Annotated in this window: 44 protein-coding genes and 1 pseudogene; 26 read left to right on the forward strand and 19 right to left on the reverse strand. The window is 44.3% G+C overall.

Annotated elements, in window-relative coordinates; all coding sequences use genetic code 11:
* Positions 1 to 94 precede the first annotated feature (94 nt).
* A complete protein-coding gene (locus BDE27_RS11565) occupies positions 95 to 1,351 on the forward strand; it encodes a tyrosine-type recombinase/integrase (protein WP_099133858.1) in 1,257 nt (418 codons plus the stop codon).
* Here BDE27_RS11565 and BDE27_RS11570 read toward each other — a convergent pair.
* From BDE27_RS11570 to BDE27_RS11655, 19 genes are all read right to left on the reverse strand, one after another.
* A complete protein-coding gene (locus BDE27_RS11570) occupies positions 1,308 to 1,499 on the reverse strand; it encodes a helix-turn-helix domain-containing protein (RefSeq protein WP_099133857.1) in 192 nt (63 codons plus the stop codon). The genes BDE27_RS11565 and BDE27_RS11570 overlap by 44 nt on opposite strands.
* A 100-nt stretch (positions 1,500 to 1,599) precedes the next feature.
* Positions 1,600 to 1,785 (reverse strand): hypothetical protein, encoded by a 186-nt coding sequence (locus BDE27_RS11575; protein WP_099133856.1) that lies wholly within the window; start codon positions 1,783 to 1,785, stop codon positions 1,600 to 1,602.
* The gene (locus tag BDE27_RS11580) at positions 1,782 to 2,318 is read right to left on the reverse strand and encodes a phage N-6-adenine-methyltransferase (protein ID WP_099133855.1); all 537 of its coding nucleotides are present in this window, start codon (positions 2,316 to 2,318) and stop codon (positions 1,782 to 1,784) included. The genes BDE27_RS11575 and BDE27_RS11580 overlap by 4 nt, the downstream gene beginning before the upstream one ends.
* A gap of 190 nt (positions 2,319 to 2,508) precedes the next feature.
* Positions 2,509 to 2,712 (reverse strand): hypothetical protein, encoded by a 204-nt coding sequence (locus BDE27_RS11585; RefSeq protein WP_099133854.1) that lies wholly within the window; start codon positions 2,710 to 2,712, stop codon positions 2,509 to 2,511.
* Positions 2,687 to 2,902: a hypothetical protein gene (locus BDE27_RS11590; RefSeq protein ID WP_099133853.1), complete on the reverse strand. Its 216-nt coding sequence runs from the start codon at positions 2,900 to 2,902 to the stop codon at positions 2,687 to 2,689. Before BDE27_RS11590 ends, BDE27_RS11585 begins: the two co-directional genes overlap by 26 nt.
* A complete protein-coding gene (locus BDE27_RS11595) occupies positions 2,895 to 3,287 on the reverse strand; it encodes a hypothetical protein (protein ID WP_120211355.1) in 393 nt (130 codons plus the stop codon). Before BDE27_RS11595 ends, BDE27_RS11590 begins: the two co-directional genes overlap by 8 nt.
* A 21-nt stretch (positions 3,288 to 3,308) precedes the next feature.
* On the reverse strand, positions 3,309 to 3,737 hold the full coding sequence (locus BDE27_RS11600; protein ID WP_099133851.1) for a zinc-finger-containing protein: 429 nt from the start codon (positions 3,735 to 3,737) through the stop codon (positions 3,309 to 3,311).
* Positions 3,691 to 4,038, reverse strand: coding sequence for a phiTE_072 family protein (locus tag BDE27_RS11605; RefSeq protein WP_099133850.1), 348 nt, complete (start codon positions 4,036 to 4,038; stop codon positions 3,691 to 3,693). The genes BDE27_RS11600 and BDE27_RS11605 overlap by 47 nt, the downstream gene beginning before the upstream one ends.
* 15 nt (positions 4,039 to 4,053) lie before the next feature.
* On the reverse strand, positions 4,054 to 4,593 hold the full coding sequence (locus BDE27_RS11610) for a hypothetical protein (protein ID WP_099133849.1): 540 nt from the start codon (positions 4,591 to 4,593) through the stop codon (positions 4,054 to 4,056).
* Between the two features lie 262 nt (positions 4,594 to 4,855).
* Positions 4,856 to 5,686 (reverse strand): recombination protein RecT, encoded by an 831-nt coding sequence (gene recT, locus BDE27_RS11615; protein ID WP_099133848.1) that lies wholly within the window; start codon positions 5,684 to 5,686, stop codon positions 4,856 to 4,858.
* Entirely contained in the window at positions 5,679 to 6,434 is a 756-nt protein-coding gene (locus BDE27_RS11620; RefSeq protein ID WP_244208770.1) for a PD-(D/E)XK nuclease-like domain-containing protein, read from the reverse strand. The genes recT and BDE27_RS11620 overlap by 8 nt, the downstream gene beginning before the upstream one ends.
* A 53-nt stretch (positions 6,435 to 6,487) precedes the next feature.
* Positions 6,488 to 6,751 (reverse strand): hypothetical protein, encoded by a 264-nt coding sequence (locus BDE27_RS11625; RefSeq protein WP_099133846.1) that lies wholly within the window; start codon positions 6,749 to 6,751, stop codon positions 6,488 to 6,490.
* Positions 6,748 to 7,020, reverse strand: coding sequence for a hypothetical protein (locus BDE27_RS11630; protein WP_099133845.1), 273 nt, complete (start codon positions 7,018 to 7,020; stop codon positions 6,748 to 6,750). The genes BDE27_RS11625 and BDE27_RS11630 overlap by 4 nt, the downstream gene beginning before the upstream one ends.
* Before the next feature lie 187 nt (positions 7,021 to 7,207).
* Positions 7,208 to 7,603, reverse strand: a complete 396-nt coding sequence (locus BDE27_RS11635) for a hypothetical protein (protein WP_099133844.1) — start codon at positions 7,601 to 7,603, stop codon at positions 7,208 to 7,210.
* Between the two features lie 2 nt (positions 7,604 to 7,605).
* Positions 7,606 to 7,839 carry a DUF551 domain-containing protein gene (locus BDE27_RS11640; RefSeq protein ID WP_099133843.1) on the reverse strand — a complete coding sequence of 78 codons (234 nt, stop codon included), beginning with the start codon at positions 7,837 to 7,839 and terminating at the stop codon, positions 7,606 to 7,608.
* 93 nt (positions 7,840 to 7,932) lie between these two features.
* Positions 7,933 to 8,094 (reverse strand): hypothetical protein, encoded by a 162-nt coding sequence (locus tag BDE27_RS19485; protein WP_167450591.1) that lies wholly within the window; start codon positions 8,092 to 8,094, stop codon positions 7,933 to 7,935.
* A gap of 50 nt (positions 8,095 to 8,144) precedes the next feature.
* A complete protein-coding gene (locus tag BDE27_RS11645; RefSeq protein WP_099133200.1) occupies positions 8,145 to 8,387 on the reverse strand; it encodes a hypothetical protein in 243 nt (80 codons plus the stop codon).
* Entirely contained in the window at positions 8,387 to 8,752 is a 366-nt protein-coding gene (locus BDE27_RS11650) for a transcriptional antitermination N peptide (protein ID WP_099133842.1), read from the reverse strand. Before BDE27_RS11650 ends, BDE27_RS11645 begins: the two co-directional genes overlap by 1 nt.
* A gap of 546 nt (positions 8,753 to 9,298) precedes the next feature.
* Positions 9,299 to 9,691: a helix-turn-helix domain-containing protein gene (locus tag BDE27_RS11655; protein WP_167450592.1), complete on the reverse strand. Its 393-nt coding sequence runs from the start codon at positions 9,689 to 9,691 to the stop codon at positions 9,299 to 9,301.
* A gap of 130 nt (positions 9,692 to 9,821) precedes the next feature.
* Between BDE27_RS11655 and BDE27_RS11660 the strand changes: the two genes are divergently transcribed.
* From BDE27_RS11660 to BDE27_RS11780, 25 genes and pseudogenes are all read left to right on the forward strand, one after another.
* Positions 9,822 to 10,031 carry a helix-turn-helix transcriptional regulator gene (locus tag BDE27_RS11660; protein WP_099133840.1) on the forward strand — a complete coding sequence of 70 codons (210 nt, stop codon included), beginning with the start codon at positions 9,822 to 9,824 and terminating at the stop codon, positions 10,029 to 10,031.
* 396 nt (positions 10,032 to 10,427) lie between these two features.
* Complete coding sequence (locus tag BDE27_RS11665; protein WP_208638589.1) at positions 10,428 to 11,405, forward strand: replication protein; 978 nt, start codon at positions 10,428 to 10,430, stop codon at positions 11,403 to 11,405.
* On the forward strand, positions 11,402 to 12,127 hold the full coding sequence (locus tag BDE27_RS11670; RefSeq protein ID WP_099133839.1) for a replication protein P: 726 nt from the start codon (positions 11,402 to 11,404) through the stop codon (positions 12,125 to 12,127). The genes BDE27_RS11665 and BDE27_RS11670 overlap by 4 nt, the downstream gene beginning before the upstream one ends.
* 68 nt (positions 12,128 to 12,195) lie before the next feature.
* On the forward strand, positions 12,196 to 12,390 hold the full coding sequence (locus BDE27_RS19250; protein WP_143707541.1) for a hypothetical protein: 195 nt from the start codon (positions 12,196 to 12,198) through the stop codon (positions 12,388 to 12,390).
* Positions 12,377 to 12,616, forward strand: coding sequence for a hypothetical protein (locus tag BDE27_RS19625; RefSeq protein ID WP_208638595.1), 240 nt, complete (start codon positions 12,377 to 12,379; stop codon positions 12,614 to 12,616). Before BDE27_RS19250 ends, BDE27_RS19625 begins: the two co-directional genes overlap by 14 nt.
* Positions 12,613 to 12,972 carry a RusA family crossover junction endodeoxyribonuclease gene (locus BDE27_RS11680; RefSeq protein WP_099133838.1) on the forward strand — a complete coding sequence of 120 codons (360 nt, stop codon included), beginning with the start codon at positions 12,613 to 12,615 and terminating at the stop codon, positions 12,970 to 12,972. The genes BDE27_RS19625 and BDE27_RS11680 overlap by 4 nt, the downstream gene beginning before the upstream one ends.
* The gene (locus BDE27_RS11685; RefSeq protein ID WP_099133837.1) at positions 12,969 to 13,169 is read left to right on the forward strand and encodes a NinH; all 201 of its coding nucleotides are present in this window, start codon (positions 12,969 to 12,971) and stop codon (positions 13,167 to 13,169) included. The genes BDE27_RS11680 and BDE27_RS11685 overlap by 4 nt, the downstream gene beginning before the upstream one ends.
* Positions 13,166 to 13,780: a hypothetical protein gene (locus tag BDE27_RS11690; protein WP_099133836.1), complete on the forward strand. Its 615-nt coding sequence runs from the start codon at positions 13,166 to 13,168 to the stop codon at positions 13,778 to 13,780. Before BDE27_RS11685 ends, BDE27_RS11690 begins: the two co-directional genes overlap by 4 nt.
* A gap of 356 nt (positions 13,781 to 14,136) precedes the next feature.
* The gene (locus tag BDE27_RS11700) at positions 14,137 to 14,460 is read left to right on the forward strand and encodes a phage holin, lambda family (protein ID WP_244208771.1); all 324 of its coding nucleotides are present in this window, start codon (positions 14,137 to 14,139) and stop codon (positions 14,458 to 14,460) included.
* On the forward strand, positions 14,457 to 14,858 hold the full coding sequence (locus tag BDE27_RS11705; RefSeq protein WP_099134122.1) for a structural protein: 402 nt from the start codon (positions 14,457 to 14,459) through the stop codon (positions 14,856 to 14,858). The genes BDE27_RS11700 and BDE27_RS11705 overlap by 4 nt, the downstream gene beginning before the upstream one ends.
* Entirely contained in the window at positions 14,855 to 15,247 is a 393-nt protein-coding gene (locus BDE27_RS11710) for a hypothetical protein (protein ID WP_099134121.1), read from the forward strand. The genes BDE27_RS11705 and BDE27_RS11710 overlap by 4 nt, the downstream gene beginning before the upstream one ends.
* Positions 15,162 to 15,398 (forward strand): Rz1-like lysis system protein LysC, encoded by a 237-nt coding sequence (gene lysC / locus BDE27_RS20470; RefSeq protein WP_422645823.1) that lies wholly within the window; start codon positions 15,162 to 15,164, stop codon positions 15,396 to 15,398. The genes BDE27_RS11710 and lysC overlap by 86 nt, the downstream gene beginning before the upstream one ends.
* Positions 15,399 to 15,461: 63 nt before the next feature.
* Complete coding sequence (locus tag BDE27_RS11720; protein ID WP_099134119.1) at positions 15,462 to 16,166, forward strand: Rz1 family lipoprotein; 705 nt, start codon at positions 15,462 to 15,464, stop codon at positions 16,164 to 16,166.
* Positions 16,167 to 16,249: 83 nt separating this feature from the next.
* A complete protein-coding gene (locus tag BDE27_RS20475) occupies positions 16,250 to 16,336 on the forward strand; it encodes a hypothetical protein (protein ID WP_120211357.1) in 87 nt (28 codons plus the stop codon).
* Positions 16,337 to 16,378: 42 nt separating this feature from the next.
* On the forward strand, positions 16,379 to 16,552 hold the full coding sequence (locus BDE27_RS20480) for a Lar family restriction alleviation protein (RefSeq protein WP_167450593.1): 174 nt from the start codon (positions 16,379 to 16,381) through the stop codon (positions 16,550 to 16,552).
* Positions 16,553 to 17,192: 640 nt separating this feature from the next.
* Positions 17,193 to 17,441 carry a KilA-N domain-containing protein gene (locus tag BDE27_RS11735; RefSeq protein WP_099134130.1) on the forward strand — a complete coding sequence of 83 codons (249 nt, stop codon included), beginning with the start codon at positions 17,193 to 17,195 and terminating at the stop codon, positions 17,439 to 17,441.
* Between the two features lie 40 nt (positions 17,442 to 17,481).
* Positions 17,482 to 18,807: pseudogene (locus BDE27_RS20290) on the forward strand (IS4 family transposase).
* On the forward strand, positions 18,804 to 19,106 hold the full coding sequence (locus BDE27_RS11745) for a KilA-N domain-containing protein (protein ID WP_099133954.1): 303 nt from the start codon (positions 18,804 to 18,806) through the stop codon (positions 19,104 to 19,106). Before BDE27_RS20290 ends, BDE27_RS11745 begins: the two are co-directional and overlap by 4 nt.
* Complete coding sequence (locus BDE27_RS11750) at positions 19,103 to 19,390, forward strand: hypothetical protein (RefSeq protein ID WP_099133955.1); 288 nt, start codon at positions 19,103 to 19,105, stop codon at positions 19,388 to 19,390. The genes BDE27_RS11745 and BDE27_RS11750 overlap by 4 nt, the downstream gene beginning before the upstream one ends.
* Positions 19,391 to 19,786: 396 nt before the next feature.
* Positions 19,787 to 20,014, forward strand: a complete 228-nt coding sequence (locus BDE27_RS11755; protein ID WP_099133956.1) for a hypothetical protein — start codon at positions 19,787 to 19,789, stop codon at positions 20,012 to 20,014.
* A 7-nt stretch (positions 20,015 to 20,021) separates the two neighbouring features.
* The gene (locus BDE27_RS11760) at positions 20,022 to 20,237 is read left to right on the forward strand and encodes a hypothetical protein (protein ID WP_099133957.1); all 216 of its coding nucleotides are present in this window, start codon (positions 20,022 to 20,024) and stop codon (positions 20,235 to 20,237) included.
* Between the two features lie 9 nt (positions 20,238 to 20,246).
* Positions 20,247 to 20,948 carry a terminase gene (locus BDE27_RS11765; protein ID WP_099133958.1) on the forward strand — a complete coding sequence of 234 codons (702 nt, stop codon included), beginning with the start codon at positions 20,247 to 20,249 and terminating at the stop codon, positions 20,946 to 20,948.
* Positions 20,902 to 22,176, forward strand: a complete 1,275-nt coding sequence (locus tag BDE27_RS11770; RefSeq protein ID WP_244208772.1) for a phage terminase large subunit family protein — start codon at positions 20,902 to 20,904, stop codon at positions 22,174 to 22,176. The genes BDE27_RS11765 and BDE27_RS11770 overlap by 47 nt, the downstream gene beginning before the upstream one ends.
* 1 nt (position 22,177) lies before the next feature.
* Positions 22,178 to 23,554: a DUF4055 domain-containing protein gene (locus BDE27_RS11775; protein WP_099133959.1), complete on the forward strand. Its 1,377-nt coding sequence runs from the start codon at positions 22,178 to 22,180 to the stop codon at positions 23,552 to 23,554.
* A gap of 3 nt (positions 23,555 to 23,557) precedes the next feature.
* Positions 23,558 to 24,679, forward strand: coding sequence for a phage minor head protein (locus BDE27_RS11780; RefSeq protein WP_099133960.1), 1,122 nt, complete (start codon positions 23,558 to 23,560; stop codon positions 24,677 to 24,679).
* Positions 24,680 to 24,752 lie beyond the last annotated feature (73 nt).

Consider the following 24,752-nt stretch of genomic DNA (forward strand, 5'->3'; position numbering starts at 1 on the left):
CACAACTATTCATTAAGTTTCATGGTAAATATGTACACAAGTGAGTACATGGATTACATTAAAAGCTGTATTATTTTTTTTGAGGAAAAGTGATATGGCAATTACTGATTCGTGGTTACGTTCCATCAATGGCAGACCCCAAGAAAAAATCATTACCAAGTCAGATAGGGACGGGTTATCTGTTCGCGTTACCCCTAAAGGTAAAATCATATTTCAATTTAGATATCGCTGGAACGGCAAAGGGGATCGAATTGACATAGGAACCTATCCTGCAACTGGTTTAAAAGAAGCCCGTGACTCAGTGATTTTTTATCGTGGGGAGCTGGAACAATACCGCAACCCTAAAATAGTTAAGCGTGTACGCAAGGAATCCGCATTGCACGCCATGACCGTAGAAGGACTGATACGAGATTGGTGGAAAGCAACAATGCAAGACTCAAAGATTAAAGCGAATCAAATTTTACGCTCTTTCGAAATTCATGTCTTTCCTAAAATTGGACAATTGCCTCATGATGAAGTAACGCTCCACGTTTGGCTAGGTTTAATTGAAGGCGTTACTAAGCAAGCGCCATCAATTGGGAAAGTCTTATTAACTTACTCCAAGAGAGCGCATCGATGGGCCGTTCGGCGAGGAATGACAAATTCCACTCCACTATCTGATTTAATGTCTAGTGATTTGGAGCAGGGAAAGCCTGATAACGACATTGATATTGATATCGAGACAGGCGGGAGGATATTGAGTGAAGATGAGTTAGTGATTCTTTTTCAGCTCATCAGTACCCCCAGCTATCATCCACGCAATGCATTAATAATAAAATTGTGCCTTTTATTCGGGTGTCGTATTGGTGAATTATTGAAAGCCAAAATCAGTGATTTCGACTATGAAAAGAATATTTGGATTATCCCCCCTGCAAATCATAAGACGGGAAGAAGAACCAAAAAATCTATTATCAGGCCGATCACTCCAGCGGCCAAGGAATTAATTGAACAGGCGAAAAAACTAAACGGTGGGAGTGTGTGGCTGATTACCAAGTTTGGTGGGCACGGACCTCTTTCACGCTCCGCGCATACGAGAATAATTGATAGGCTTAGTAGAAAAATGTCTAAGTATTTTGATGATTCTTATACCTTGTGGTCAATTCATGACTTACGAAGAACTATGCGTACCGGGGTTTCTGAATTAACGATGCCTCATGTAGCCGAAATCATGGTAGGGCATAAACTACCGGGAGTATGGCAGGTGTACGATAAGCACACCTACCTCAATGAGCAGAGGGAAGCTTATGAGCGCTGGTGGGATAAGTTGACTAAAATCGTTTCCCGCCCTCCCAAGCTTCAACATCCTGTTTAGCGAAGTGTAGTTCTCTGCCTTTAAATTTGGGTTTTGGGAAGCCATCTTTTTTCTGTTTCCCATTCCCGCACCATGTTCGAATAGTATTGGGTTTAACCCGTAATTTTTTAGCCAGTTCGCTGGTTGTAATGTATTCAAATTCCGCCATCACTCAACTCCTTTCCGATACGGTATCGTCGTATTTGGGTAAATTTCTGAGTTCTTTTAGGCATTCCCTCGCCACAGCTCTCCTTGCGTTCTCGAATTCGCTAGTCATCGGTAAGTGTGGTTTTTATTTCCGAAGCTGGAAACTCAATATCATTTAATGCGTCCTGTACAATATCAGTTATGGACAAAACCAAACTTTCATCAGATAACTTGTCATCATCATAAAAATCACAAAACTCTTTAGCTGATTTACGAGATATTTCAATTGATATTTTTGGTATATTCACGTTATTTTCCTTATTTCGTTATTACCTATATTGAATAGGTGTTCTTTATCAACAGTGGTTATTAACTTGCGCGGAGTAATAAATGGTCGCCATATTAAAAACATGGAACCTTTTGTATTCCTGCTGCCTTTTATTTTTAAGTCCGCTGGAATAAATGAAATCCTGCCACCTGTTATTAATCTGACCTCATCCGCTGTTTTATATGCCAAATCAAACCAGCCTACTGAGGTATCAGCGGGGACGAGCATCACAATAGACTGGCATTGCTTCCTGCATTCGATAGCTGCTTTCTTTATCCACGGCGTAATCTTGGAATAGGGGGGATTACAGAAAATAGAGCCGTAACTCTTCCAATCACATTCCAGTGCGTTATCTCGTTCCGTGAGATAGTGGGCGCACAGGGTATTTTGAGCATCTGCTGCTGCATCCAGTTTGAATTTGAATTCTAAATCGAGTGCCAGAAATAACGGGAGTGGAGTTTGCCAGAGGTCGCGAAGTTCTTTTGGTGTATTACTTCCTCCGAAATCACTCATCGTTTATTTCCCATCCTAATATTTTCTTGGATTCATTTAACGGCTCCATATATAATTCCAATTCCAGATGGAATCTGGAACCTGTAATATCTACATAACCTTGTATGTTTCTTTATACTGCCTGACCATTGAGTCATATTCGGCAACCAATTCATGCAATAGATATCTGGGTATTTGTAGAATTTCGTCGTCATTGTTTGTATTTGTCATTCTTCCGCCTATCCCGCCCATAATCCTCTCCGCACTCTCTGCTACAGAATGCCCCATGTGTTGCTTCCTCTGTCTCACACCATCTGCACATACCGTTGATACTGGTTAGTGCTGGTGGTCGGTTCTGGAGGGCATGAGATATATTCAGCTCATTTAATTCATTCGCTGCGTCGATAATATCCATGATGGTTCTCCTGCTTGATTGTATTTTCCCGACTTGCGTTCCATGCTGCTTGGAATATCTCCCAGTAATTTTGAGCTGGCATATTCCAATATGTTCCATCGTCATATTTACCTAATGAGCCAACTGGATAATTAAATTCATCATCCATGAATTTCTCAAACGCTTCTCTGCATAAATCTGAATTAGTCATCCCATTTTTCCGTAATTATAGTTTTTGGTAGTAATATGAAATGTTTATCCCAAAATACATCGCAACGCTCACCAGATTCATAACACATAATCCTATAGTCAGTTTCTGGTTTTATTTTCAATGACCCATTACAGATAGACTCGTATATTTCTTGATGAACTAATTCATACGTATTGCTATCAATTGCTGATCCATTTAATGGTTTGATATAAATTGAAAACTCACCATTCTTTGGATCACAGTCTAATTCTGTCCAAACAGTAGCTTCTATAATTTGCTTGTCACCTGCAATTTCTGGCATTTTAATTTCAGAAATAGGAATTCCGTTCCATGTAATACCTGCTTTTTCTTTAAGGATTTCAATCTCTTTTTTGGCTTGCTTCATATAGTAATTTGTAATCTATCATCACCCAAACCTCCTGCATATATTCGCTGCCCGTTCGCACATATCAGTATCAAACCAGCCGAAATGACACTCGTTGAAACTGATTTCCAATTGCCACGCTAACCATCGGTACGCATCCGTGCGCTCTAAATTACGACTCCTAACGACATCATCGAAATACCGGTGAGCCGACAGCCTCGCTATCCGTGTCGGCTTGTCTGCCAGAGACCCCATCGGGATATCCGTCCCCGGATGAATGCCAACCCGTGCACCGCATGTCCAGCAGTGGTATAACCAAGGCCAGCGGCTGTTATCGTGGATACACTTGAATACATTCAGGTGATGTTCAATCATCACGTGTCTGCCGCAATATCGGCAGTGTGTCGGAATGGGATAGGGGTCGTTAACTCTGAGGATTGCTATTGGGTTGGGATTCCACGGTGTGAACATGCAACCTCCTTAATGCTGCTTTCACGGCATTTAAACGAGAATCCATCCTTTTGTATTTTGGAGTGTCAGTTTCTAGCTTAGGAGCAAGGCATCCAATGAGATACCCGTTATCAGCCTTGAGAACGAAATCAGTTAATGAGCCGCCCATTGCAGGCCAAAATGCACTCCATGAGTCACCGTACTCAGAGATTGTTATCCGGCCCATCTTATTACCATAATCTTCCAGATAAATATGAATAGGGTCATGGCATGGTACATCCGTGATTTGTATTTTCACGACATTTGATGTTTCGATATGCACAATAATTCTCCCGCATCAATCAGAGACTATTGCCGCATATTTACCCTGCGACCACGATAATGGCGGGCTATTGCGGATAATGGCATTTAACGCATCGAACGCCTGTTGTAATTCATACGGCAACTCCCCATCTGGTGGTAGCTCATCGTGAAACCAATCCGCGCCGTCTATTTCGGACGGGTAATTGGGTTCGCAGATAACGAGTTGCAGTTCTGACAGATCAACCTCATGTTCATGGCAATATTCGCCTAAATCGTCTGCATCCCAGAAATACTGCTCAGTATCGAACAATACTAACGGTGTTTTCCTGTCCCACTGTTTGCGTTCCATCTCCATGAATATTCGTTGCCGCGATTCCTCATAACAAGTTGAGCAACGACTGCGATTTATTTCTATAATTGGATGGTCAGGATTACTATCACATTCTCGGTGAGTGGCACCACAATAACGAGCTAGATGTTCATCATCACCAAAAAACCGACCATCACGCGAAACCCAACCTGTAACAGTTTTAATTTTCGCTGCTTCTGGTGAATCGTACATAACTATAGACATAGATAATCCTCCCGCCGCACAGCAGCGTAGTGATGAAATGGTTTTGATTGTTTAGTTAATGTTTGGATTACCAAGCACAAACACCCGGTGTTGAAAATCGGCGGTAGGGTATGTCATTTGCGGTGACTTCTTCTGGTCGTTGTTTTTCTTTACATATTTGCCCTGATTCTCATTTGCCCAGATCCGTCTGCACACAACACACCGCCGGTTTTTCGTGTATCTCAGTGTGTGCCCGTGTGGGCAGGATTTTCCGTAAAAATATTTATTCGGTTCCTCGATCATCTTGTTGTACCTCTTCGAATTCACCTTCAAAGATTGCAGCATGATCCTGCTCGATATTCGCTTCTGCTTTTTCATCCAGAACGACAGCTTTTTGCATCTCAATAGACACAGGCAGATATTTAAATAAGCGCCGAATCACGGTTTTTTTCGCCATCTCTTCCCAGTGAGATACCCACGGCCCATCATCGCCAGCCTTGCTTTGCGTTCTGGCTTTCTCAATTTGGTTAAACGTCATGACTTCAAACTGAACGCCGCTATCTTTTAGTCGGGCTACTGCGTAAACGTGAGTGATTGGTGCATCCTCATCTTCGCCCGGAACATGTGTTAAATTTTCACTGAGTCCATATTCAAAATGGAATTTATCGCTACTCCTGACTGTACGAGCGGAAATACTGACTATCTGACCGGAACGACGAGCCAGATCAATCATTCCTCGGTAGCCAATGATTAACTGAGCGTCAGTTCTTACAATGACCCACTGATTACCTTCTTTTCGCTTTTTAGCAAATGGTAAAATATAGGCATGACCCAATGCATTACCGGGTTCTAATCCCAGCTGAGAACATTGGACGACTGCACCAACAAAGCTTTGCATGTCACAATTGGCAAGTGATGGAGTCTTTCTAATTTCAGTGGTGACGATACGGATCATGCGGTCAGGGGTCATATGATTAGGCAATGCAGCTGCTAATTGCGCCTTCATCTTAGGCTTATTAATGAACTGAATAAGAGTCTGCTCTTTGGTGAGTGCAACTTTTGTTTGCGGCTGCGCTTTCTGTAAATCAGCTTGCGCCAGTGGTGGATTATTCATCTCTCAGCTCCTTAGCATAGTGGGGCAGTGATAATTCTCGCAGGCCGGGCCATTCGTTTGTTTTCAGGCATTCGGCATAAGTAGCAAGATTTCTTTGGTAGGCTGCACGTCCCGCTGATTTGGCCCGCTCAGTCATGATGTAAGTTCTTACTGGGTAGCGGCCACAATTCACCGTAGTGCTGACAGCCAGAAATATAAATGTGGGTAGCTGCCCGGTGAGTGCTTTGTATCCGTCTGAATAAAAAGCATCCTGCACATGGTAGCGATAGTCGTAAAATGTCCGGTCAAATCTATCAATGTCGGCCGTGCTTTTTACATCCACTATCCAATGGTGATCTGCAATTAATTTATCTGGCCTGCTCCTACATAAAACTCCAGTTGCCACATCTTCCCAATAGATGCTACTTTCCGTTGTCCCCGTGGCCTCCAGACACCATTTTGCGATGGGATGAGCCATTGCGCTATCACGCATAATCAGCAGTTTTCTACTTTCTTCTTGCGTCAGGATTATCTTGTCCTTATTATTTAGCGAAAATTCCTCCGCCTCTTCTTTTCCGGTTTTGGTACGCCTGTCTAACTTTGGCTCAATTGCAAAACGCTTGCCGAATTCGTCCGGCTCCAATAACAGGCAGTGCAACGCAGTTCCTATATCCAGCGACTTAATTTTCTCCTCATCAACAGGAGCGGTTCGTTGCCAGATCAATTCAGCGGGAGCTTGGTCTATTATGTCCAATTGCGACTTACTCACTCCCTCGCCGTTGTGATAGTCCGCATTGGAAATGTCGTAATAGATACCGGGGTTCATATCCGCTCCTCCTCCACTGCCCGACATACATCAAACAACCATTCGTAATGCGCATCCATCAGCTCAGACCGTTTGTCGCCAGTCATCGCTAATAGTGAGCTGATCTCATCGGATAGTGTGTTATCCGGTAATTTCCCCAGTCGAATATCAGCCCGTTTGTCCAAATGCTCGTCAGTGGCATCCTGATACGCAGCCTCCTCCCTGTCCCGCTCCTCTCGTGCGTCCTGCATCCAGCAGGGATCACATCCGAAACCTCTCATGCTGCCTCCTTGTGCATATTCTGGGCGATAGCCATAAGTTCCCGATAGGTAAATCCCGCTTTTTTCATTTCTTCCGCGAGACGTTCTGTATCACAATGCACTCTGGCATATTCCAGTGTTTCGCTGATATCGAGGTCAGAACGCATTGCAAACTCTTTGAATGGAATATCGAACTTCATATCACCCAGATCGTGATAATTGATATAGATTCTCCCGTTAAATACCCGCTCTTCTGGTTGGATATAGCTGTAATTTATTGATGGCAACATATTTACCTCCTAAACCGGAATAAATACGATTACTGATACAATGAATAACGCGATACAGCGCCTCCATGCGCGCCTGTTCCTGACTGCTTGCGGTGTTGTTGGCACGACCGCCATCGCGTCGTGGATGTTTTTACGCACGTAAAAATCCCTCGCTAGTGAAAACGATTAATGATTTCTGGGGTTGGGGTTATTTCTGGGTCAGACTGATGAGTGCCTTGGCGTGTATTATGGCAGATTCGATATCGAGGTGGATTAGGCCGCGTTCTAAACGAACGTAATCACATGAACTTCCAGACCAATAATTATCCCAATATAAACCATCCTTTTCTTCTTCTATATCCGGACAATAATATACCTGTTCATACTCCAGCGGCTCCCTCACGGGTTCCGGTACATCATATTCCCCGATTTTGATAGTACGGGGTTTTAATCTGTATGTACGTTCAGAGTAGAACGTGATTTCACCATTTAGTGATGTCCATTCGCCCAGATATTTAATTTCAAAATACTCCCACGGCCTATCGGTAATATGGGACAATCTAGCGTACTCAGTAATTAAATCTGCATGAATATGTTTAGGCATCATCATTCTCCTGTCGGTGGTTTTGGTAATGGCATCCAGTGAGTTACTTGATATTCATTATCCTGCAACCAGTTATCGGAACCTATATATTCGACACGAGCCCAAATCCAGCCATCAGCGACACTGTCGTATACTCTGACAAAACAATCCCAATAAAATTGGTCGTTATAAAACCAACCACCAAAAACTGGTACATCTAATTCAGGCAACCTCTCACTACATTTAATCCACTCCATAAACTCTCCTGTTATTCAGGTAATAAAAAGCCCCGCATTGGCGAGGCTGTTATTTAACTCACCACAGCCCACTCGGAAATGGGCTGGAGTTAGTCAACTGAGAGCCGCCCATTCACGATAGTACTTACGTTCGACCCAACACAGTTTTGCCAAACGACGACGAATTTCAGAACGCGGCGCTTCGGATATAGCCCACTGACGATAACGTTCAAATTTTTCTTTATGTTCAGCCGCAAATTTCATTGGTGTAGTCATTTTTATTCCCTCAGAATTAATGCTGTTTATTTGGAATTAGCTGGAGTTAGTTAATTTCCACCGACAGTTAAATCGAATTCTCTTTTAGTAATGGCTGGCTGCAACCCGTTTACAAACAGTATTTCATTCTCCGGTTCTGGTGACTTTATAAAACGCCAGCCTTTGAATAACCTCCCTGTGAAAATGTTATCCATGTAACTTGGGAAGCAACCTATTTCATCCCGTAAAAATTCCAGTGCTGCCATTCTTTCCGCTATATCGGATTTCATGCGATTAATTTCGTATTCGGTCATCACACCCTCGCAGTAACCCCGCCTGACTCCTGACGACGGCGGGATTTGGTTTTGGTTGAATAGAGTGCGACTTCTGGTAATACGCAGTTGTTGAAACTTGGCTCTTGCGGCTCATCGCCTTTAACCTGAACAATCAGATTGGCTATTACATTCGCGCTATCGTCCTGTTTACGTTTGAGTGTTAATAACTTGCGTGGCTCAGTTTCAACGCCGAATGCCTGATCAATGATATTTTCTAGTGCTTTTATTTCATGCTGACGGATATGTTCTTCTAAACGGTGACTAGTTATCAAATCACCGCGTTCCAGATGGCGACGCATTTTGGAGTTCAGACGGCCAGTTTTAGGCAAAAATGTGATACTCATTTGATTACCCCCATTAGTAATTTTTGGGGCGCAGTTAATGAACCAGGAGGCTGTTTAAATTTGCACACCTCTAAATGAGTTGTACAAACTTTCCAGCGACTCTGTGCCTATCCTTAGACTCTGCTAACCACGCCCCAAAAATCACTTTGGGTAGGGACTCTCCACACGGGCGGAGCATTCATTGTAGGTACTACGGTTTGACTTGATTTATCGAATCATCTACCTCTTCATATGCCAGTAGCGGCTACTTCGTGGGCGTCCTGCCTGTTCGATGATTAAAGTATACGCAATGTATACTTTAATGCAACTACAATTTGTATACCATGCTGATAAATAAGATTTACTCATTGATTTTAATGAAATAAATTTTTCAGATTGTTTGAATTTGTGATTTTGGTCATGAGTTGACTGGAGGGGGGGTAGATAGGTGGGTATAAAAAAGCCTCAAGGGAGGGCTGCAGGAGGCCGCGAGGTGCGGCCTATATTAAATCTTATGATATAGTTAACATTTCATTTAGTTACAGTTTACAGATGAAAATTCTTCTGTTAACTTGCTTTGATGCCACGTTTTGCCATCATTTCGGCGAAAATCGCATTAAAATGCGTCGATTTTGCCTTTAATTCGCGCAAGAAACGATCCGCTTCTTCCGATGGCAGGCTATCAAATAGCCCTAATAGTTCTTTCTGCTGTTTTGTCAGGTTTGATTCAGGTTTGATATTTATAGAATTCAGGGATAAATCTTTAATATCAGAGACTGTGCCATCTGAATTCAAAACAACGTGTTTAATCCCTATAAAATCCAATATTGCTGCGATTTCTTTGAGAGGCGGCTCTCTCCTTCCATTCAGCCAATGACCTACTGCACCTCGCGTTACTCCGAGATGTTCAGCTAATTTGTCGTATGTGATGCCCTCGACCTTCATGTGATCTTTGGCCATGTCAAACCAGTTCATGTTCATATTTGAATTATACGATCTGTATACAATGTTTTGGACTCACAATAGGTACACTCCTGTTGATGTTTTGAATACAATGTGTATACTTTAAATCTGAAAGGAGGTTCACAGCATGAATAAATTGCGTTTATACCGTGAACAGCTTGGGTTAACTCAATCAGAACTAGCTGTTCAAATAGGATGCACAAGTGGCGCGATATGTCATTATGAAACTGGTCGTAGAAAAATAGATCTCGCATTGTGCCGTAAATTTGTCGAGATTTTTAATAGCAACGGTATAAATGTTTCTCTCGATGACATATTTCCACCCAAAGCAGCCTAGCACTTTATCAGTAGTACCTACAATGAATGCTCCGCCCGTGTGGAGAGTCCCTATCAAGCTTTGGTAGGCTAAATCGTAACTAACCCGAAATTATCGGGCAGTTCTTATCAATTTGCACACCGATATCGCCGGTACGCAAATCTGCATATCGATATTTCCATATTCAAATTATATCCATCATCTATCTCAGGATAGCTGATTATCTATTTGTTTAACTAAACAAATATTAAACAGGTTAATGAAATTTTTAGGCATTGAGAGGTTAATTCAGGTGTCGGAGCGGAAAGGCAAGATAAAGAAAAACCCCAGTTGCTGTAACAACTGAGGCTTCTGAACAACATTTCACGAGGTAATTATGTATCACAAATCACCAAAAATCAATGATAGGGAGGTCGCATGAATACAGCGGAGGTTTTTGATTTCAATACGGCTAAAAAAATCAGGAGCAACAGGGTGGAGAACCAGAAATCTGGTTTTATCCCGTTGTACCGGAGCATCAGAAATAAACCGTGGGCTAAAGACGTATTTCTCAGAACGCTGTGGGAAAATTTGCTTATGGACGCAGCCAGACAACCATATACAGCTAATTTCAAGGGGAATGTGTGGCACTTACAACCCGGTCAATTAGTCGTAACGGCGGCTGATCTGGGGCTATCTCTGTGTGACCGCAACGGGAAGCCAACCAGTCGTGATGCAGTAGAACGGATGCTGGCATTTTTTGTTAAGGAATCGATGATTTCCATTGAGGGGGAGAAGCGAAAAGGACGTGTGATTACTATCACAAATTATAGTGACTATGCTGAAAAAATAGACAATTTACCCGCACATAACGCCGCACATACAGGCGCACATGGCGAGACCAGTAATGACGTGGCCTCAGACACCACCCCCGCACATGAGGGCGCACATAAACCCGCACATCATGAACAAGAATATATATCTAATAATAAATTATTAGATGATCGTCCGAGAAAATCTAAATCATCTGGCAAGGTAAATTCTGATGCTGCTGTTAGCTCACCTAAAGGTGATAAGTGGGGGAATGCTGACGACCTGAAAGCGGCTGAGTGGATTTTCCAGAAAGTGCAGGTAGCCAAGCCGAACGCCAAACAGCCTAACTGGGCATCATGGGCCAATGACATTCGACTGATGAGGCAATCTGATAACCGAACTCATGCGGAAATCTGCCATCTGTTCCGGTGGGCAAATCAGGATTCATTCTGGTACTGCAACATCCTGTCACCGGCCAAGCTGCGGGAAAAATGGGACACGCTCGAATCACAGAGCACCCAACCCAACCGTAAACAAATCACCAGCTCCACAGAATCATCCAGCAATTGGAACACTGCTGAGGCATGGGAGGAATTTCTATGAATCGCAAACTGGTTAACGCGATTGCTAATCGTGATGGTGCGGCATTGGCGCGGCTGTCAGATGGCCATCAGTCTAACAATCAGCCCGTGGTGAATGAAAATGCCGAAAAATTGGTTAACGCGCTGTTCAGGCAACTGAAACAGGTATTCCCTGCTGCAACACAAACTAACCTACGGAATGAGTCAGATGAGGCACTGGCTAAACAACAATGGATCGCCGCATTCGCTGAGAACGGCATTCGTACCAAAGAGCAGTTATCGGCAGGCATGAGATATGCTCGCGCCAGTGAAAACCCGTTCTGGCCGTCACCTGGTCAATTTGTTCAATGGTGCAAACAGGGCAGTATCCAGAATTCCGGGTTACCTGATGAGTCAGAGCTGTACGACATGGTGATGACCTACAGTGCCAAACGTGGGTTATATGATTCGCCAGAGCATTACCCGTGGTCGTCTCATGCCTGTTACTGGATGGTGACAAAACTCTATTCCCAAATGATGGGATTGAACCTGAACGAATCGGAATTACACAAACGATGCAAACAGGAGCTAATCAGCATGTCGCGCCGAATGGAGTCAGGAGAGCAGATACCAGAACCGAGGGTGCAGCTCACTGAATTGCATATTCCTACCAGCAATGAACGTGCGTTAGATCACCTGGCTGAAATCAGACGCAAACTCAATTTAAAACCCCAGAACAATCCCGTTGCAAACACCCAGCAATAACAGTCGACGAGCAGTATCGTGTTATCACATGCGACCAATGCAGCTGCAATATCGAGGCGTTTGACTATTTGCTGGAACGTGCACGTGGAGGTGAGCGTGTGGTACGGGAGATTGAGACGCTATACCAGCGGCGGGATGAATTGAGAGCAGCGTGCGACAATTTGCAACGGGAAGAGAAAAACACAAAAGTTCGACTAAGAGGCGCGAAAACACAATTGCAATTTCTGGAAAACGATATCAAGAGGGCAAATGACGGAGGTTAGATGGAATGTGATTTTCTATTTCATGAATCAACCAAACAAGCCGCATGGCAACAACTCAAAGAGGTTCTCGCAACAAACCAACCTCACCGCCTCATCATCAAACCGTGGAAAAACACCAGAAGCCTATCTCAGAACGCGACTGACAGACACAGACTATGCACACATGGCTCATTTGGAAGGTGTAATCAGGACGCAATCAATATTGCTATCGGAGGGTAAGATTTGACGTATTACAATTTAAAATTGCCGTGGCCTCCCTCGAATAACACCTACTGGCGGCATACGAAGCGCGGTCACTATATATCAGAGAAAGGCATCAACTACCGACAGCAAATCATCGACATCATCAAGCAGCAAAACCTCAATATCAATACCCAGTCCCGCATCAAAATCTCAATCACGGCAAATCCCCCAGACAGACGACGGAGAGACCTCGATAACCTGCCTAAAGCGGTTTTCGATGCGTTAACTCACGCTGAATTCTGGGCTGATGACAATCAGATTGACTATATGAGCATCGAACGTGGCGAACGGGTTGCAGGTGGTTGTTTGGATATTCAGATATGGGAGCTGGAGACATGAATGTTGAAATAAAAATAACATCAATCCCCGAACTGCTCATCAAACATCGGGGTAATCAAACCCAGCTAGCCGTTGAGTTAGGCGTCAACCGGATGACAGTGGGTAAATTCGCCCGTGATTTTAAATGCCAGCTCCACATTGTGTGTAATGGGGAATTGATGACAAAAACAAAGCTAAAAGGGAATCAGAGGAAATGAGGGTTAAAGAAGCATTCCCATTGCTGGCCTATGTTGCCAACAAGAAAGACCTACGCAGGGCATGGGGTAAAGGTCGGAAAACTATTACACCAAGTCAACGCGTCTGGGTCAGGTATTTAATGATGATATGGGGGCGACAATACGGAGGGAATGAATATCCCAGTGGGGAATGTAGCGTCATAGGCCGATTAATGACTCGTGAAGATTGGACTGATGCCGAAGGTGAGCGGATCGTTAAGGTGGTTAAAGACTTGCATAAACTGGGCTATGACGGAGAGGAGTTATTCCAGAAAGCCCACGAGGTTCTAAACCCCAAGCAATCACTAAGCGACATCATCGCTCTCGCCAAAGAATCAGATGATGCCGCATTCGTTGAAACGGTTCTGAATAAGACGTTTAAGCGGGGTAATCCTATTCGGGATATCGCCATTAAACGATATTGTGAACGCAAATACCCGCAAAAGATTGCTCGCGAGTTGTCTGGTCTGACTGGTTGTGATGTTCAATGGGCTAGGAAACGTGCCACATGGTCAGAGGAATTACTGGAAGAGGAAATGTATTACGCTATCAAGCGAGAGATTAGAAAAGAAAACCATGAAATATATCACTGAATATAAATATTTTCTAAAATAACTTGATTTTGAGAAATTTAAGTGTATATTTTGTGTTATGCTCGGACAGTAAAACCGAAAGCAGTTAAGCCTCACTAATCCAGTGGGGCTTTTTCATTTCTACCCGCCGTAAATCCAACTACGAAAAGATATTTCGTAGTTCGAAATCCCAGATTTGCGGGATATTTAGATGAATATTTCAAGGCTGCGCTCTGCGTGGCCTTTTTCGTATCTGCAATCCTAACTATTTGATATTCATTCGATAACGGAATTCCGATAACGGCCACCTATTAACCTACTCACAGGGGTAACCATCGTTCACCCCACGGACGCCCATTGTTCAGATGGGGTGGAATATGAAGATGAAAGAAAATCCTGACTTATGGGCCGACTTACTCAACGGCCTGAAAAACTCATGGCCGCAAATATCCGGCTCTATTTTGGCGGCATTAATTTGCTACGGTCGCCTGATTTATGACGGCGTGGAACGAAAGAACCGCTGGGTCGAGGCACTGCTGTGTGGTGCGCTGTCATGGAGTGTGTCCAGTGGTCTGGAAATGTTCGGCATCCCTGCCAGTTTTGCACCGGCTATCGGGGGTGCCATTGGGTTTATTGGTGTTGAGAAGCTACGCGAGTTTGCTGTTCGTGCCATTAATAAACGTTTGGGGGATAAACAGTGACCAGAGGCATTCGCAATAACAATCCGGGCAACATTGATCATAACTTAGCTAATCAATGGCAAGGTCAGTTGAAGCATGACCCGAACATTGAAAAACGGTTCTGCCGGTTTGAATCACCCGAGTATGGTATTCGGGCACTGATGAAACTGTTGTGTAATTATCATAAGGGCGGGTACAACAGCGTATCTAAGATTATCAATCGCTGGGCCCCAACCAATGAAAACAACACGTCGGCTTATATCAACGGGGTAGCTAAGGCGCTGAGTGTGGATCCGCATCAAGTTCTCGACATGAATAAACCCACGCTGATTGCGCTGGCTAAGTCCATTATCCGGCACGAGAACGGCCAACAACCGTATTCAGAGGCGACGTTTGAAAATGCGTTTGAGCGTCTATGACGTTCAGGCTGCGCATGTTCATTATCGGTACGCTGATAACCGTGTTTTGTCTGCTCGGTGGCCTGCTGTGGTTCTACTACAGCAAGTATCACCAAAAGGACAAGGATTATAACGAGCTGGACACGAAGTATCAGCATCAACAAGTCATGACCGCCAATACCTTTCAGACTGTCAGGATATTCAATGATATCTCACGCATTAATAGCGAAAGCCGGAACCGGTCAGCCGTGGATTCTGAGCAGACTAAAGCGGCCATCAAAGATGCGGTGGTCAATCATGATTGTGCCAATCGCACTGTGCCTGATGGGGCTGTTATCCGGTTGCAGCAACACACGAACCGAATACGTTCCGGTGCCACCGGTACCCATTCCAGCACATTTGCTCGCTGACTGTTTGCCTCCGGTGATACCGGACACAATGACATGGAGTGACAGTCTCATACTGAATGAGCAGCTACTGACGGTGATTGAGCAGTGCAATCTGGATAAGCAGGCGATACGGGAAATAGAAGAGAATGGCAGGTCATCCCTGAATATGTGAGAATATTGATAAGGCTCCTAATAAAATTAGTGTATAAAAATCTTATCTTATAGAGGTGGGTGTATGCTTTCAAATAAAGCTTTAGAAAATAATGATATAAAGATAATAAATAAGAAAATTAAAGATGTAATTTCTCTGTTAGCCTCGATGTGTGTTTTGGTCACTGGCTCATATCTTATGGGTGAGATGCTCATTGGAGCAAAAAAAGTAAGTGTTTTATGGATGGTATTATACTCTTTGAGTATTGTTTCTTTAATGGGGCTTTTGGTTATTGCATTTCATATAATAAAGTCTGATTTTTTAGAGGTGCGTAGAGAAGTATCATCAACGAAATATTCTAATATATTTTTTGTAATATTATGGTTTCCTGCAATAGGATTTTTAGGTGCATTGTCTGTTTCTGGTAATCAATTATCTGAGGTAATTACAGAATATAAATCAAATGAAAAACAAGTAAAGGCTCTTTTCCCTCCTCCAGCAGCATGGGCACTGCAACCTCCTTCAAACTCACTGGAAAAGTTAGATCAAGTATTTTCGATATCTGCGCTTGAATTGCCAAACTTGAATTCTGAAGAAAAAGTAGAGAAACACATCTCTCCTTATTCTTATTGTGTAAATGGGGAAACTGATATTGCTCTTACTAAAGTGGCTGCCTTAACTCTTCTTGATGCTCGTGAGGGTATTATGACCGATAGAGTAAAAATAAAATATTTACAAGAATATATTGAAATGCAAAGTAAAAGCAGGAATAAGCTTGAAGCAGATTAACAAAATGTCGCTGAATAATATAGTGGTCGCTTAGGCGGCCTTTATTATTTTTACTGAAACCGTTACCTCCGGCGGCGTGGGCGATGCAACCACCGTCGAACTCTCTGGAGAAACTGGATCTACTGTTCTCGATATCCGAGAAGGTATCATCAACGACCGGGCAAAACTGAGATATTTACAGGAATATGTTAAGGCTGAATGCAGAGGAAACAATGACTGAAATAGACGAACTTAATTCCTGTCCGTTTTGTAACAGTGGAAGCGCGGAAATGAGCTCATATTCAGATGACACGTGGTTTTATGTGCAATGTACCGACTGTGGAGCAAGTGGGCCAGAGGAAAATACCGCAGAGAACGCCGAAATTGCGTGGAACCGGAGAACTTGAAATCCTCAAAAGCCAGTTCCTTGGATTGAAGGAGTATGTTAGGACGCAGTGTCAGTGAGTGATGAGAGGACGGCAAAAGTGTTACCGTCCTACTCAATATAATTATAAACACAATACGTAATTCCATACCCCCGGGTGCACCTTTATGCATTGAGCTAAGCAGCTACCCCAGGCTGAGCTGGCCGGAGGAAACATCGAGCAAGTCATAGCATAGATTTGCGTTGAGGTTAAAAGAGTCGTACCTGCTAACAGGCAAAGAAGAATGAACTTTTTCATTTTACTCACCCCATTTCACTGACAACAACAAAGACCAATTAACCCATTAAACCTATTTTCACCCAACAACAAGCGAATAATGCTTAACAATTAGTTACCCTCTGAAACTAAAGTCAATATTTCTTTGCCCATTCCCTGAGTGGTTAAAGGAATATTGATAACCCATGCTGCCACCCGTTCCCATCGCGTACCCAACGCACACGGGATGGTGGCATTTCTGTTTTCACTGCGCACCGCAGCGCCAATCTAAACATCGAGCCTTTATTTAGGAATGAGCCTTTGAGGGATCAGCTAAAACTGATGCTACTCGATGGGCTGATTTCCTATGCGGCAAAGGTTCATTACCTAAGTAAGGATAAGCATCGTGAGTAACATTATTCATTTTGAATATGAAGGTCATCCTGTATTTTTTAATGAAGAAGGCTGGATTAATGCAACGGATATAGCTTCCAAATACGGGAAAAAGCCCGCCAAATGGAAAGAGCTTCCTAGTACCAAAAGTTACATAAAATCCCTCGCGAACGCCCTAAATATGGGCAATGTCCGAAAATCGGACTTTGGTCTGATAGTGACGAAAAGAGGTAATACCGCTCGCTTAAGCAAATCAAGATAAGTCATAATCGGCCTCAACTGATTGTTTGAGGCCGATTTTTATGTCTGAATTTTCTCGTGAACTCCAAGCTACTGCGGAATTTAATTACCCCGAATCTCTGGATGCCTTTAGCCAAAACATTCCGATGGCATGGGTGACTAAAGTGGTTAGAGAAACCGGCCGAGCCACGGTGCGAAAACGTCGATTTCCCGCCGAACAAGCCGTGTGGCTAGTGCTGGGCATTGGGCTCATGAGAAACCGTTCTATCAATGATGTGTGTGACAAATTAGACCTGGCTTTTCCTGACGCCAAGGGGGAACTGCCATCATTAGCGTCAAGCCGTATCTCAAAAGCCAGACACCGCATTGGTGTTGAACCCTTGCGGCTTCTTTTTCATACCACCGCCACCGAATGGGAAAAAGAGGACACAACGTATTCTGTGTGTGGCCTGAAAATTTTATGTGTGGATGGCACCCAGTTTAAGGTGCCTGAAACAGGCGATAACCAACAATTGGGTTATGCCTCCGGTAAAGCCACCTTTCCTTCCGTGTTAGCGCTGACGCTGATGTCCGCACGAACACACCTTATCTCTGATGTGGCGTTTGGCCCCATCACCCAAAGTGAAATGAGCTACGCCCAACAATTGGTTGGTTCTGCGCCCGAAAATACGCTGACGTTGTTTGACCGGGGTTTTCTCTCTGCGGAATTATTTCAATCGTGACGGGGAGCCGGCAAAAATACCCATTGGCTGACGCCGATAAAAAGCAAGATGCGTTATGACATTGTTGAGGAATACAGCCCTTATGATAAATTGATCGAGATGCCGGTTTCTCCCCAGGCCCAACAAGCCCATCCTCACCTTGGAAAAACCTGGCGGGCACGTCTTATCTTAATTCCGGATCCGAAAGGTGAAATTAAAGGGTTTATCACTTCAATGGAATGCCCGGTAACCTATCCGCTCAACGCTATCCTGGGTGTGTACTGGGAACGTTGGGAAATTGAAACCGGTTATGGTGAACTGAAACAAAGGCTACTCAATAACACCGCCATCCTGAGGAGCCAGACACGGGCCGGTATTTATCAGGAATTATGGGGCATCTTGATTGCCTATAACGTGGTTCGGCTGGAAATGAGCCGGATGGCAAAAGTCTATCGTGTTGAACCGCTTCGGATAAGCTTTATCAATGCGTTACGGCTGATACAGGATGAGTTTTTATGGTGTTCGGGACGTAGCCCCGGTACGATCCCACAAAAATTAAAAGCGCTCAGGGAGAATGGCAAGAGACTGATCTTACCGCCGAAGCGAAAACGCCCATCCGTCCCACGGCAAATACTCTGCAAACATCACGTTACCCTTATCAAAAGAGAACCGCTCACGCTTAAGTGAGCGGTATTACGAAAAGAGGTGGTTTTAATGCCGGGACATGGATTCATCCAAAGTTGGCCGTCTCTTTTGCTAGATGGTTATCTGATGATTTTGCGGTTTGGTGCGATTTGAAAATTGATGAACTAATTCGAAGTCATCAACCCACATTCACTGACCAGCGCATCAATGCCATCTTTCTTCTTGATAAACCCGCTACATGGGAAAAGCAGTTTCAGCAACCCTTTTATCAGGCACTCAGCCGTAGTCAGGGTTGCCCTACAACGGCCATGTCGGTGGTACTCCGTCACTGTTTGGGATGATCACATCCAAGTGGGTATATCAGGTTGTGCTGCCTGATTCGGTTTACTCTGAGGCAAAAGAAGCAGCCAAAGGCAGCGGGGATAAGATCCATCAATACCTTAAACCGGAAGCCCGGAAACTGGTACAAGAGCAACTGAAAGCGGTCACGATATTGGCTAACGGCTGCGTGGACTACAAAGATTTTGAGGCACGTTGCGTTCAGTCATTTGGCAAGTCAGGCGAGCAAGGTATGTTGATCTTGCCGGTAGAGCGGGAATTCAGTTATTCAGCAGTCAGGCATTAAGCCAAAGTGCTTTTTCACACTTTGGGATGAAAGCACGGGCAGGGTTTGAAATCTGCCCCTTTGATGCGGTAAGCGATTGATATTATCGAGATCCTCAGTTTGGTGTTGGGTTCGCCAATCTGACGGCCAGCGATGAAATCAATGAGTTACTGCACAAGGCATGGGCGAGTAAGTATTCGACTGAAAAGCCGAAGAGCAAGAGGGCTTGATGCAATTGCTCCGCAATTGTACCAGAGCAAATAGAACGAACATTAAACTGAATACAAAATTCTGCAAAGCATCCACTTTCGGGGGTTTGATAGAGTTTTATATAGGTTTTGGGTATTGGTGGTCTCGCCGGAATAGCGGGTTATATAAACCGAGGTAGTTATTTGTTCTGAATAAGGGTAAAACACGATGGAAATTAGTATTAATGAAGATGGTGGCGCCAAGGTAACGACGGCGGGATACACAGCGTTTTACGGTAAGAATGGCGGACTCAAACTAGTTAGTGGCGGTTCCAATAGCATTCTTAACGCCCCTGCGACGCTCGTTATTCACGATGCATTCAAACAGAAAGCAGAAAAGGAACCAGCACCCCCCCAAACAGGAACCTACAAAAGAACAGACGAGCAAGGTCTATGACGCAGGCATGACACTGGCAGTAGAGAAGAGCGCCGAAGCTATCATCGAAAATGCAGAGAAGATTTATAAAGTAGCTGCTGGAGTTCATGTGAAAGAGGCCGTCATTAATGCAGCGAAGATAAGCAGCATCCCCGATGACGATCATATTCGCCGGATAGTCCGTGAAGAGATGCGTCAGTTCGTGACCCGTGAACTTATGCCGGGTGGGTTACTTTCAAAATAAGGAAATAAAATGGCTAGGCCGGACTGGGGCGAGCTTAAAAATAAGTTCCTGTCTGACCACGCCGAAACGGGGGTATCACCGAAAGAGTGGTGTGAGTCTCAGGGATTAAATTATTCAACTGCCCGAAGGTATATCAAAAATCCGACTGCGCACAAGACTGCGCAAAACGAAACCCGCAAAGTGCGCAATTCAAAAAAGCGCAATTCCAACACCGCTCCGCCTTTTGAGATTGGCAACAGCGCAGCGGTAAAGCACTCTGGTTACTCTAAATATCTGCCTGATTCAGAAGAGCTGTTTAAGGATGCGGCAGAGCTGGATTTGGCTCATGAATTATTGTTTGTTCGGGCAAGAACATTGTCAGTGACAAACATCCTTGGCAAGTTGCGCTCTGATTTTGAGTCGACCGAAGATTCGGAATTACGAGGTGATATTGCAAAACAGATTATGGGTGCAGAACAGGCTCTAGATCGCAATATTGCGCGGGTTGAATCTATAGAGCGTACTTTAGCGAGCCTTGATATCGATCGGGCTACGTTACCGAAAGTGATAGCTGATACTGAATTTAGATTAGCAGCAACACGTAAGACAAAACTTGAAGCAGATAAACTGCAAAAAGAAATCGATACAGAAAAAGAGCAGCCCATAAAACGAATGGAGGTGATAATTGTCGGGGAGAACAATCAAGGCGACACTGACACCACCTCAAGGTAAGTTTTTCGGTCTCCAGTGTAAGTATCCGGCGTTTGTTGGCGGATTCGGCACCGGTAAGACTGAAACGATGGCTGTTTCTGCTTTTCGAGATGCATCCCATTCATCTAATGCATTGATAGCCATGTATGAACCAACCTATGATTTAATACGGCTTATCCTTGCACCTCGCATGGAAGATAAACTATCTGAGTATGGCGTTCGCTACAAATACAATAAGTCAGAGAACATTATTTACACCGCCACTTCCGGTATTGGTGATTTTGTTCTGCGCACACTGGATAACCCTGCACGTATTGTCGGATATGAGTCCTATCGGGCGCATATTGATGAAATTGATACACTGAAAGAGCAACATGCAAATGATGTTTGGATAAAAGTTATTGCCCGTAATCGTCAGCGTCCGTTTGGCGTAGAGAAGCCATTTAACAGAGTAAGCGTCTACACCACACCAGAAGGATTCCGCTTTGTATATAAAACATGGAAGCGTAACCCTAAAGATGGTTATCAAATGGTTCAAGCGTCTACATGCAGCAATCCATTTTTACCCGATGATTATGCGGACTCCTTGAAGGCAAGTTATCCGCCTCAATTAATCGATGCTTATCTTGATGGTGAATTCGTTAACCTGACAAGCGGAACGGTTTATCACTGTTATGACAGGAAAGAGAATGGCAGCACGGAAACAGTGATAGGTAATGAGCCTATATTTGTCGGCATGGATTTTAACGTTGGCAAGATGGCGGCAATTATTCATGTGAAACGCTCAGGGTTACCTCATGCAGTGGACGAAATAATTGATGGTTACGACACACCTGACGTTATCAAAACACTGCAAAACCGGTATTCAGAAAACAAAATTCACATTTACCCAGATGCGAGTGGTAATAGCCGGAAATCAGTTAATGCGTCAGAGACTGATATTGCATTGCTCAAAAGAGCTGGGCTGGCAGTTCATGTAAATGGTACTAATCCATCGGTAAAAGATCGCGTTAACTCAATGAACGCAATGTTCCTAAATGCAGAAGGGGAAAGGCGTTATTTCGTTAATGCTGATAGGTGTCCTAATTATACTGAGTCGCTGGAGCAGCAAATTTGGTCACCATCTGGTGAGCCAGACAAAACGGCAGGCTTTGATCATACAAATGATGCTGGTGGTTATTACATTTCCTTTGAGTATCCAATTGTGAGAACTGACCTAACCAAGAAAATCAATTTCAACTGGAACTAACATGAATACGAACGTTGATTACCGACATCCTGCGTACACCGAATTTTTGCTAGAGTGGAACATGATTGGCGATTGTGTTGATGGCGAACGAGTCGTTAAGAGCCGAAAAGAGAAGTATCTGCCGCATCCAGCAGATAAAAAAGCCAAAGACGATCCGCATAATGAACGGTATAAAAAGTATATTCTCCGTGCATCGTTTATCAACGCGACAGGGCGTACTCTCAGCGGCCTGTTGGGTATCGCATTTAATAAACCCGTCAAAATTGATATCGCTGGTGGAGTTGAATATCTGGAAACAGATATAGATGGTGAAGGACAGCCATTGACACAGATGATACGTGATTCACTTTCTCAGGTCTTACAGCGTGGGCGGGCTGGATTGCTAACTGATTTTTCGGGTGCTGGCGTTCAGTCAGAAGCCAATAAAGGTCGTCCGTACATCCGATTATTTACGGCAAAGCAAATCATCAACTGGCGAGTGACTCATGGCAAGACATCATTAGTGGTTGTTCATTATAAAGAACCAAGGGACGCCGATGATTTTGAGTTGCAGATGGTGGATCACTGGATTGAATTGCGGCTGATTGATGGCATTGCTTATTCTCGCAGATGGCGCAGATATAATGATTTAACCATAGGTGAGTGGGTGGAGCTTAAAGATGCTAGTGGTAATCCATTAACAGAATTACCATGGTCATGGATTGGCGCAGCGAACAACGACCACACACCGGATGCACCGCCGCTGGCCGATATCGCCTATGTGAATATCAAACATTATCAGGCTGAGGCTGATATCGCAGAGTCAGCACACACTGTCGGGCAGCCGATGGTGGCGTTAACAGGTCTTGATGATAATTGGGCAGATAAATATTTTTCTGGCGGGTTTACCGTTGGCTCGCGTAGTGGTGTGTTGCTGCCCAAGGGTGGCGATATGAAGTTCGCACAGCCGGAAGAGCGCAACATACAGATAACGGTGGCGGAACGGCGTGAGAAGCAAATGGCAATGTTAGGCGCAAAATTGATTGAGCGCGGCACCTCTGCACGAACAGCAACACAGGCACAGAATGAGGCGCAAACGGATAACTCCATCCTGTCATTGTGCGCCGGTAATGTGGAACAGGCATTTAACCGCGCGTTGCAGTTCTGTATCCAGTTTGCTGGCACTGGTGAAGCAGCCATTGAGTTGAACAAAACCTATGAAATTGCCCAACTGGATTCTGCGTCTATTTCGGTTCTGTTATCTGCTGTCCAGTCCGGTGAGATGAGGAAGGTTGATTTCACCCGGTATCTGCAAAGTATCAATATTGTTCCACAAGATGAAAAGCCGGAAGATATTGAGGATCAGCTAAGAAACAAAGAGCCTGAAATGCTGGAATGATAAATGAAATCCATCAATGAAATGATAATGGACGAATTGATTGCTCACTCCCTGTTTTCTGGTCGCTATAGCACGGGTGTTGCTCGCAGGATGGTTAAGGCGTTGAACGAGTTTGACGCAGAGTTAACAGCATCGTTAATTGTCGCGCTGGATGATGCCAACATTGATACTGACAGTTTCACGATGAGGCGATTGGAGTCATTGTTATTCGGTGTCAGGGCAATCAATAAAAACGCTGTTGAGAGCGCATTTTCTGTGTTGTCCCGTGAAATGCTGGAGCATGCCCACTATGAGATTGGCTACTATCCGTCGCTATTTGGCTCCCTGTTACCTGATGCCATCCTGAGACAATACCCGCTGGTGGGCATTACAGAAGAAATGTTGTATTCATCGGTGATGGCGCGTCCGTTTCAAGGAAAATTGCTATCAGAGTGGGCTGACGGTCTGGAAAAAGACCGCATGGCTCGTATTAGTAATACGGTTCGCAATGGTTACCTGAACGGTGAGAGTGCGGTTGAGATTGGTCGAAAAATCAGAGGTCACGCCAATCAAGGATATAAAGACGGTTCCCTGCAAATGAGTCGGGCTAATGCGACAACCATCGCTAAAACTGCCGTCAGTCACCTACAAGCGGTGGCAAGAGAGCAATTTGTCGACGCTAACAGAGATATCCTTGATTGTAAGCGGTGGGTATCAACACTGGATAACAAAACATCCAACGATTGCATTGTCCGCGATGGATTGAGGTACACGCTAGACGGTAAACCTATCGGACACAAAGTCCCCTATTTGCAGGGTCCCGGAAAGATCCACTTCAATTGTCGCTCAATGGAAACGCTGGTGGTGAAATCGTGGCGTGAACTGGGTATTGATGCGGATGAAATGAGCGAAGGAATGCGGGCATCAATGGATGGTCAGGTGCCAGCAGGGGCGACATTTTTAGAGTGGATTCAGCGCCAGCCGGAGTGGAGACAGCGACAAGTGTTTGGTGAAACTCGTTTCCGGCTGATGAAGGATGGCGGTATACATCCCTCGCAATTCTACACAGATAAAGGTGAGTTTATTTCATTAGACAAGCTCAAAGAGATAGACGAACAAGCATTTAGAGAGGCTGGCTATGACTAATGCCAGCAACAAATCACACAAGCCCGCCACACTGAGCGGGTTTTTTATTATCCGCAGTCGGTGACTGCATCAT

It is taken from the genome of Xenorhabdus ehlersii (genome assembly GCF_003610465.1).
Taxonomy (GTDB): Bacteria; Pseudomonadota; Gammaproteobacteria; order Enterobacterales; family Enterobacteriaceae; genus Xenorhabdus; species Xenorhabdus ehlersii.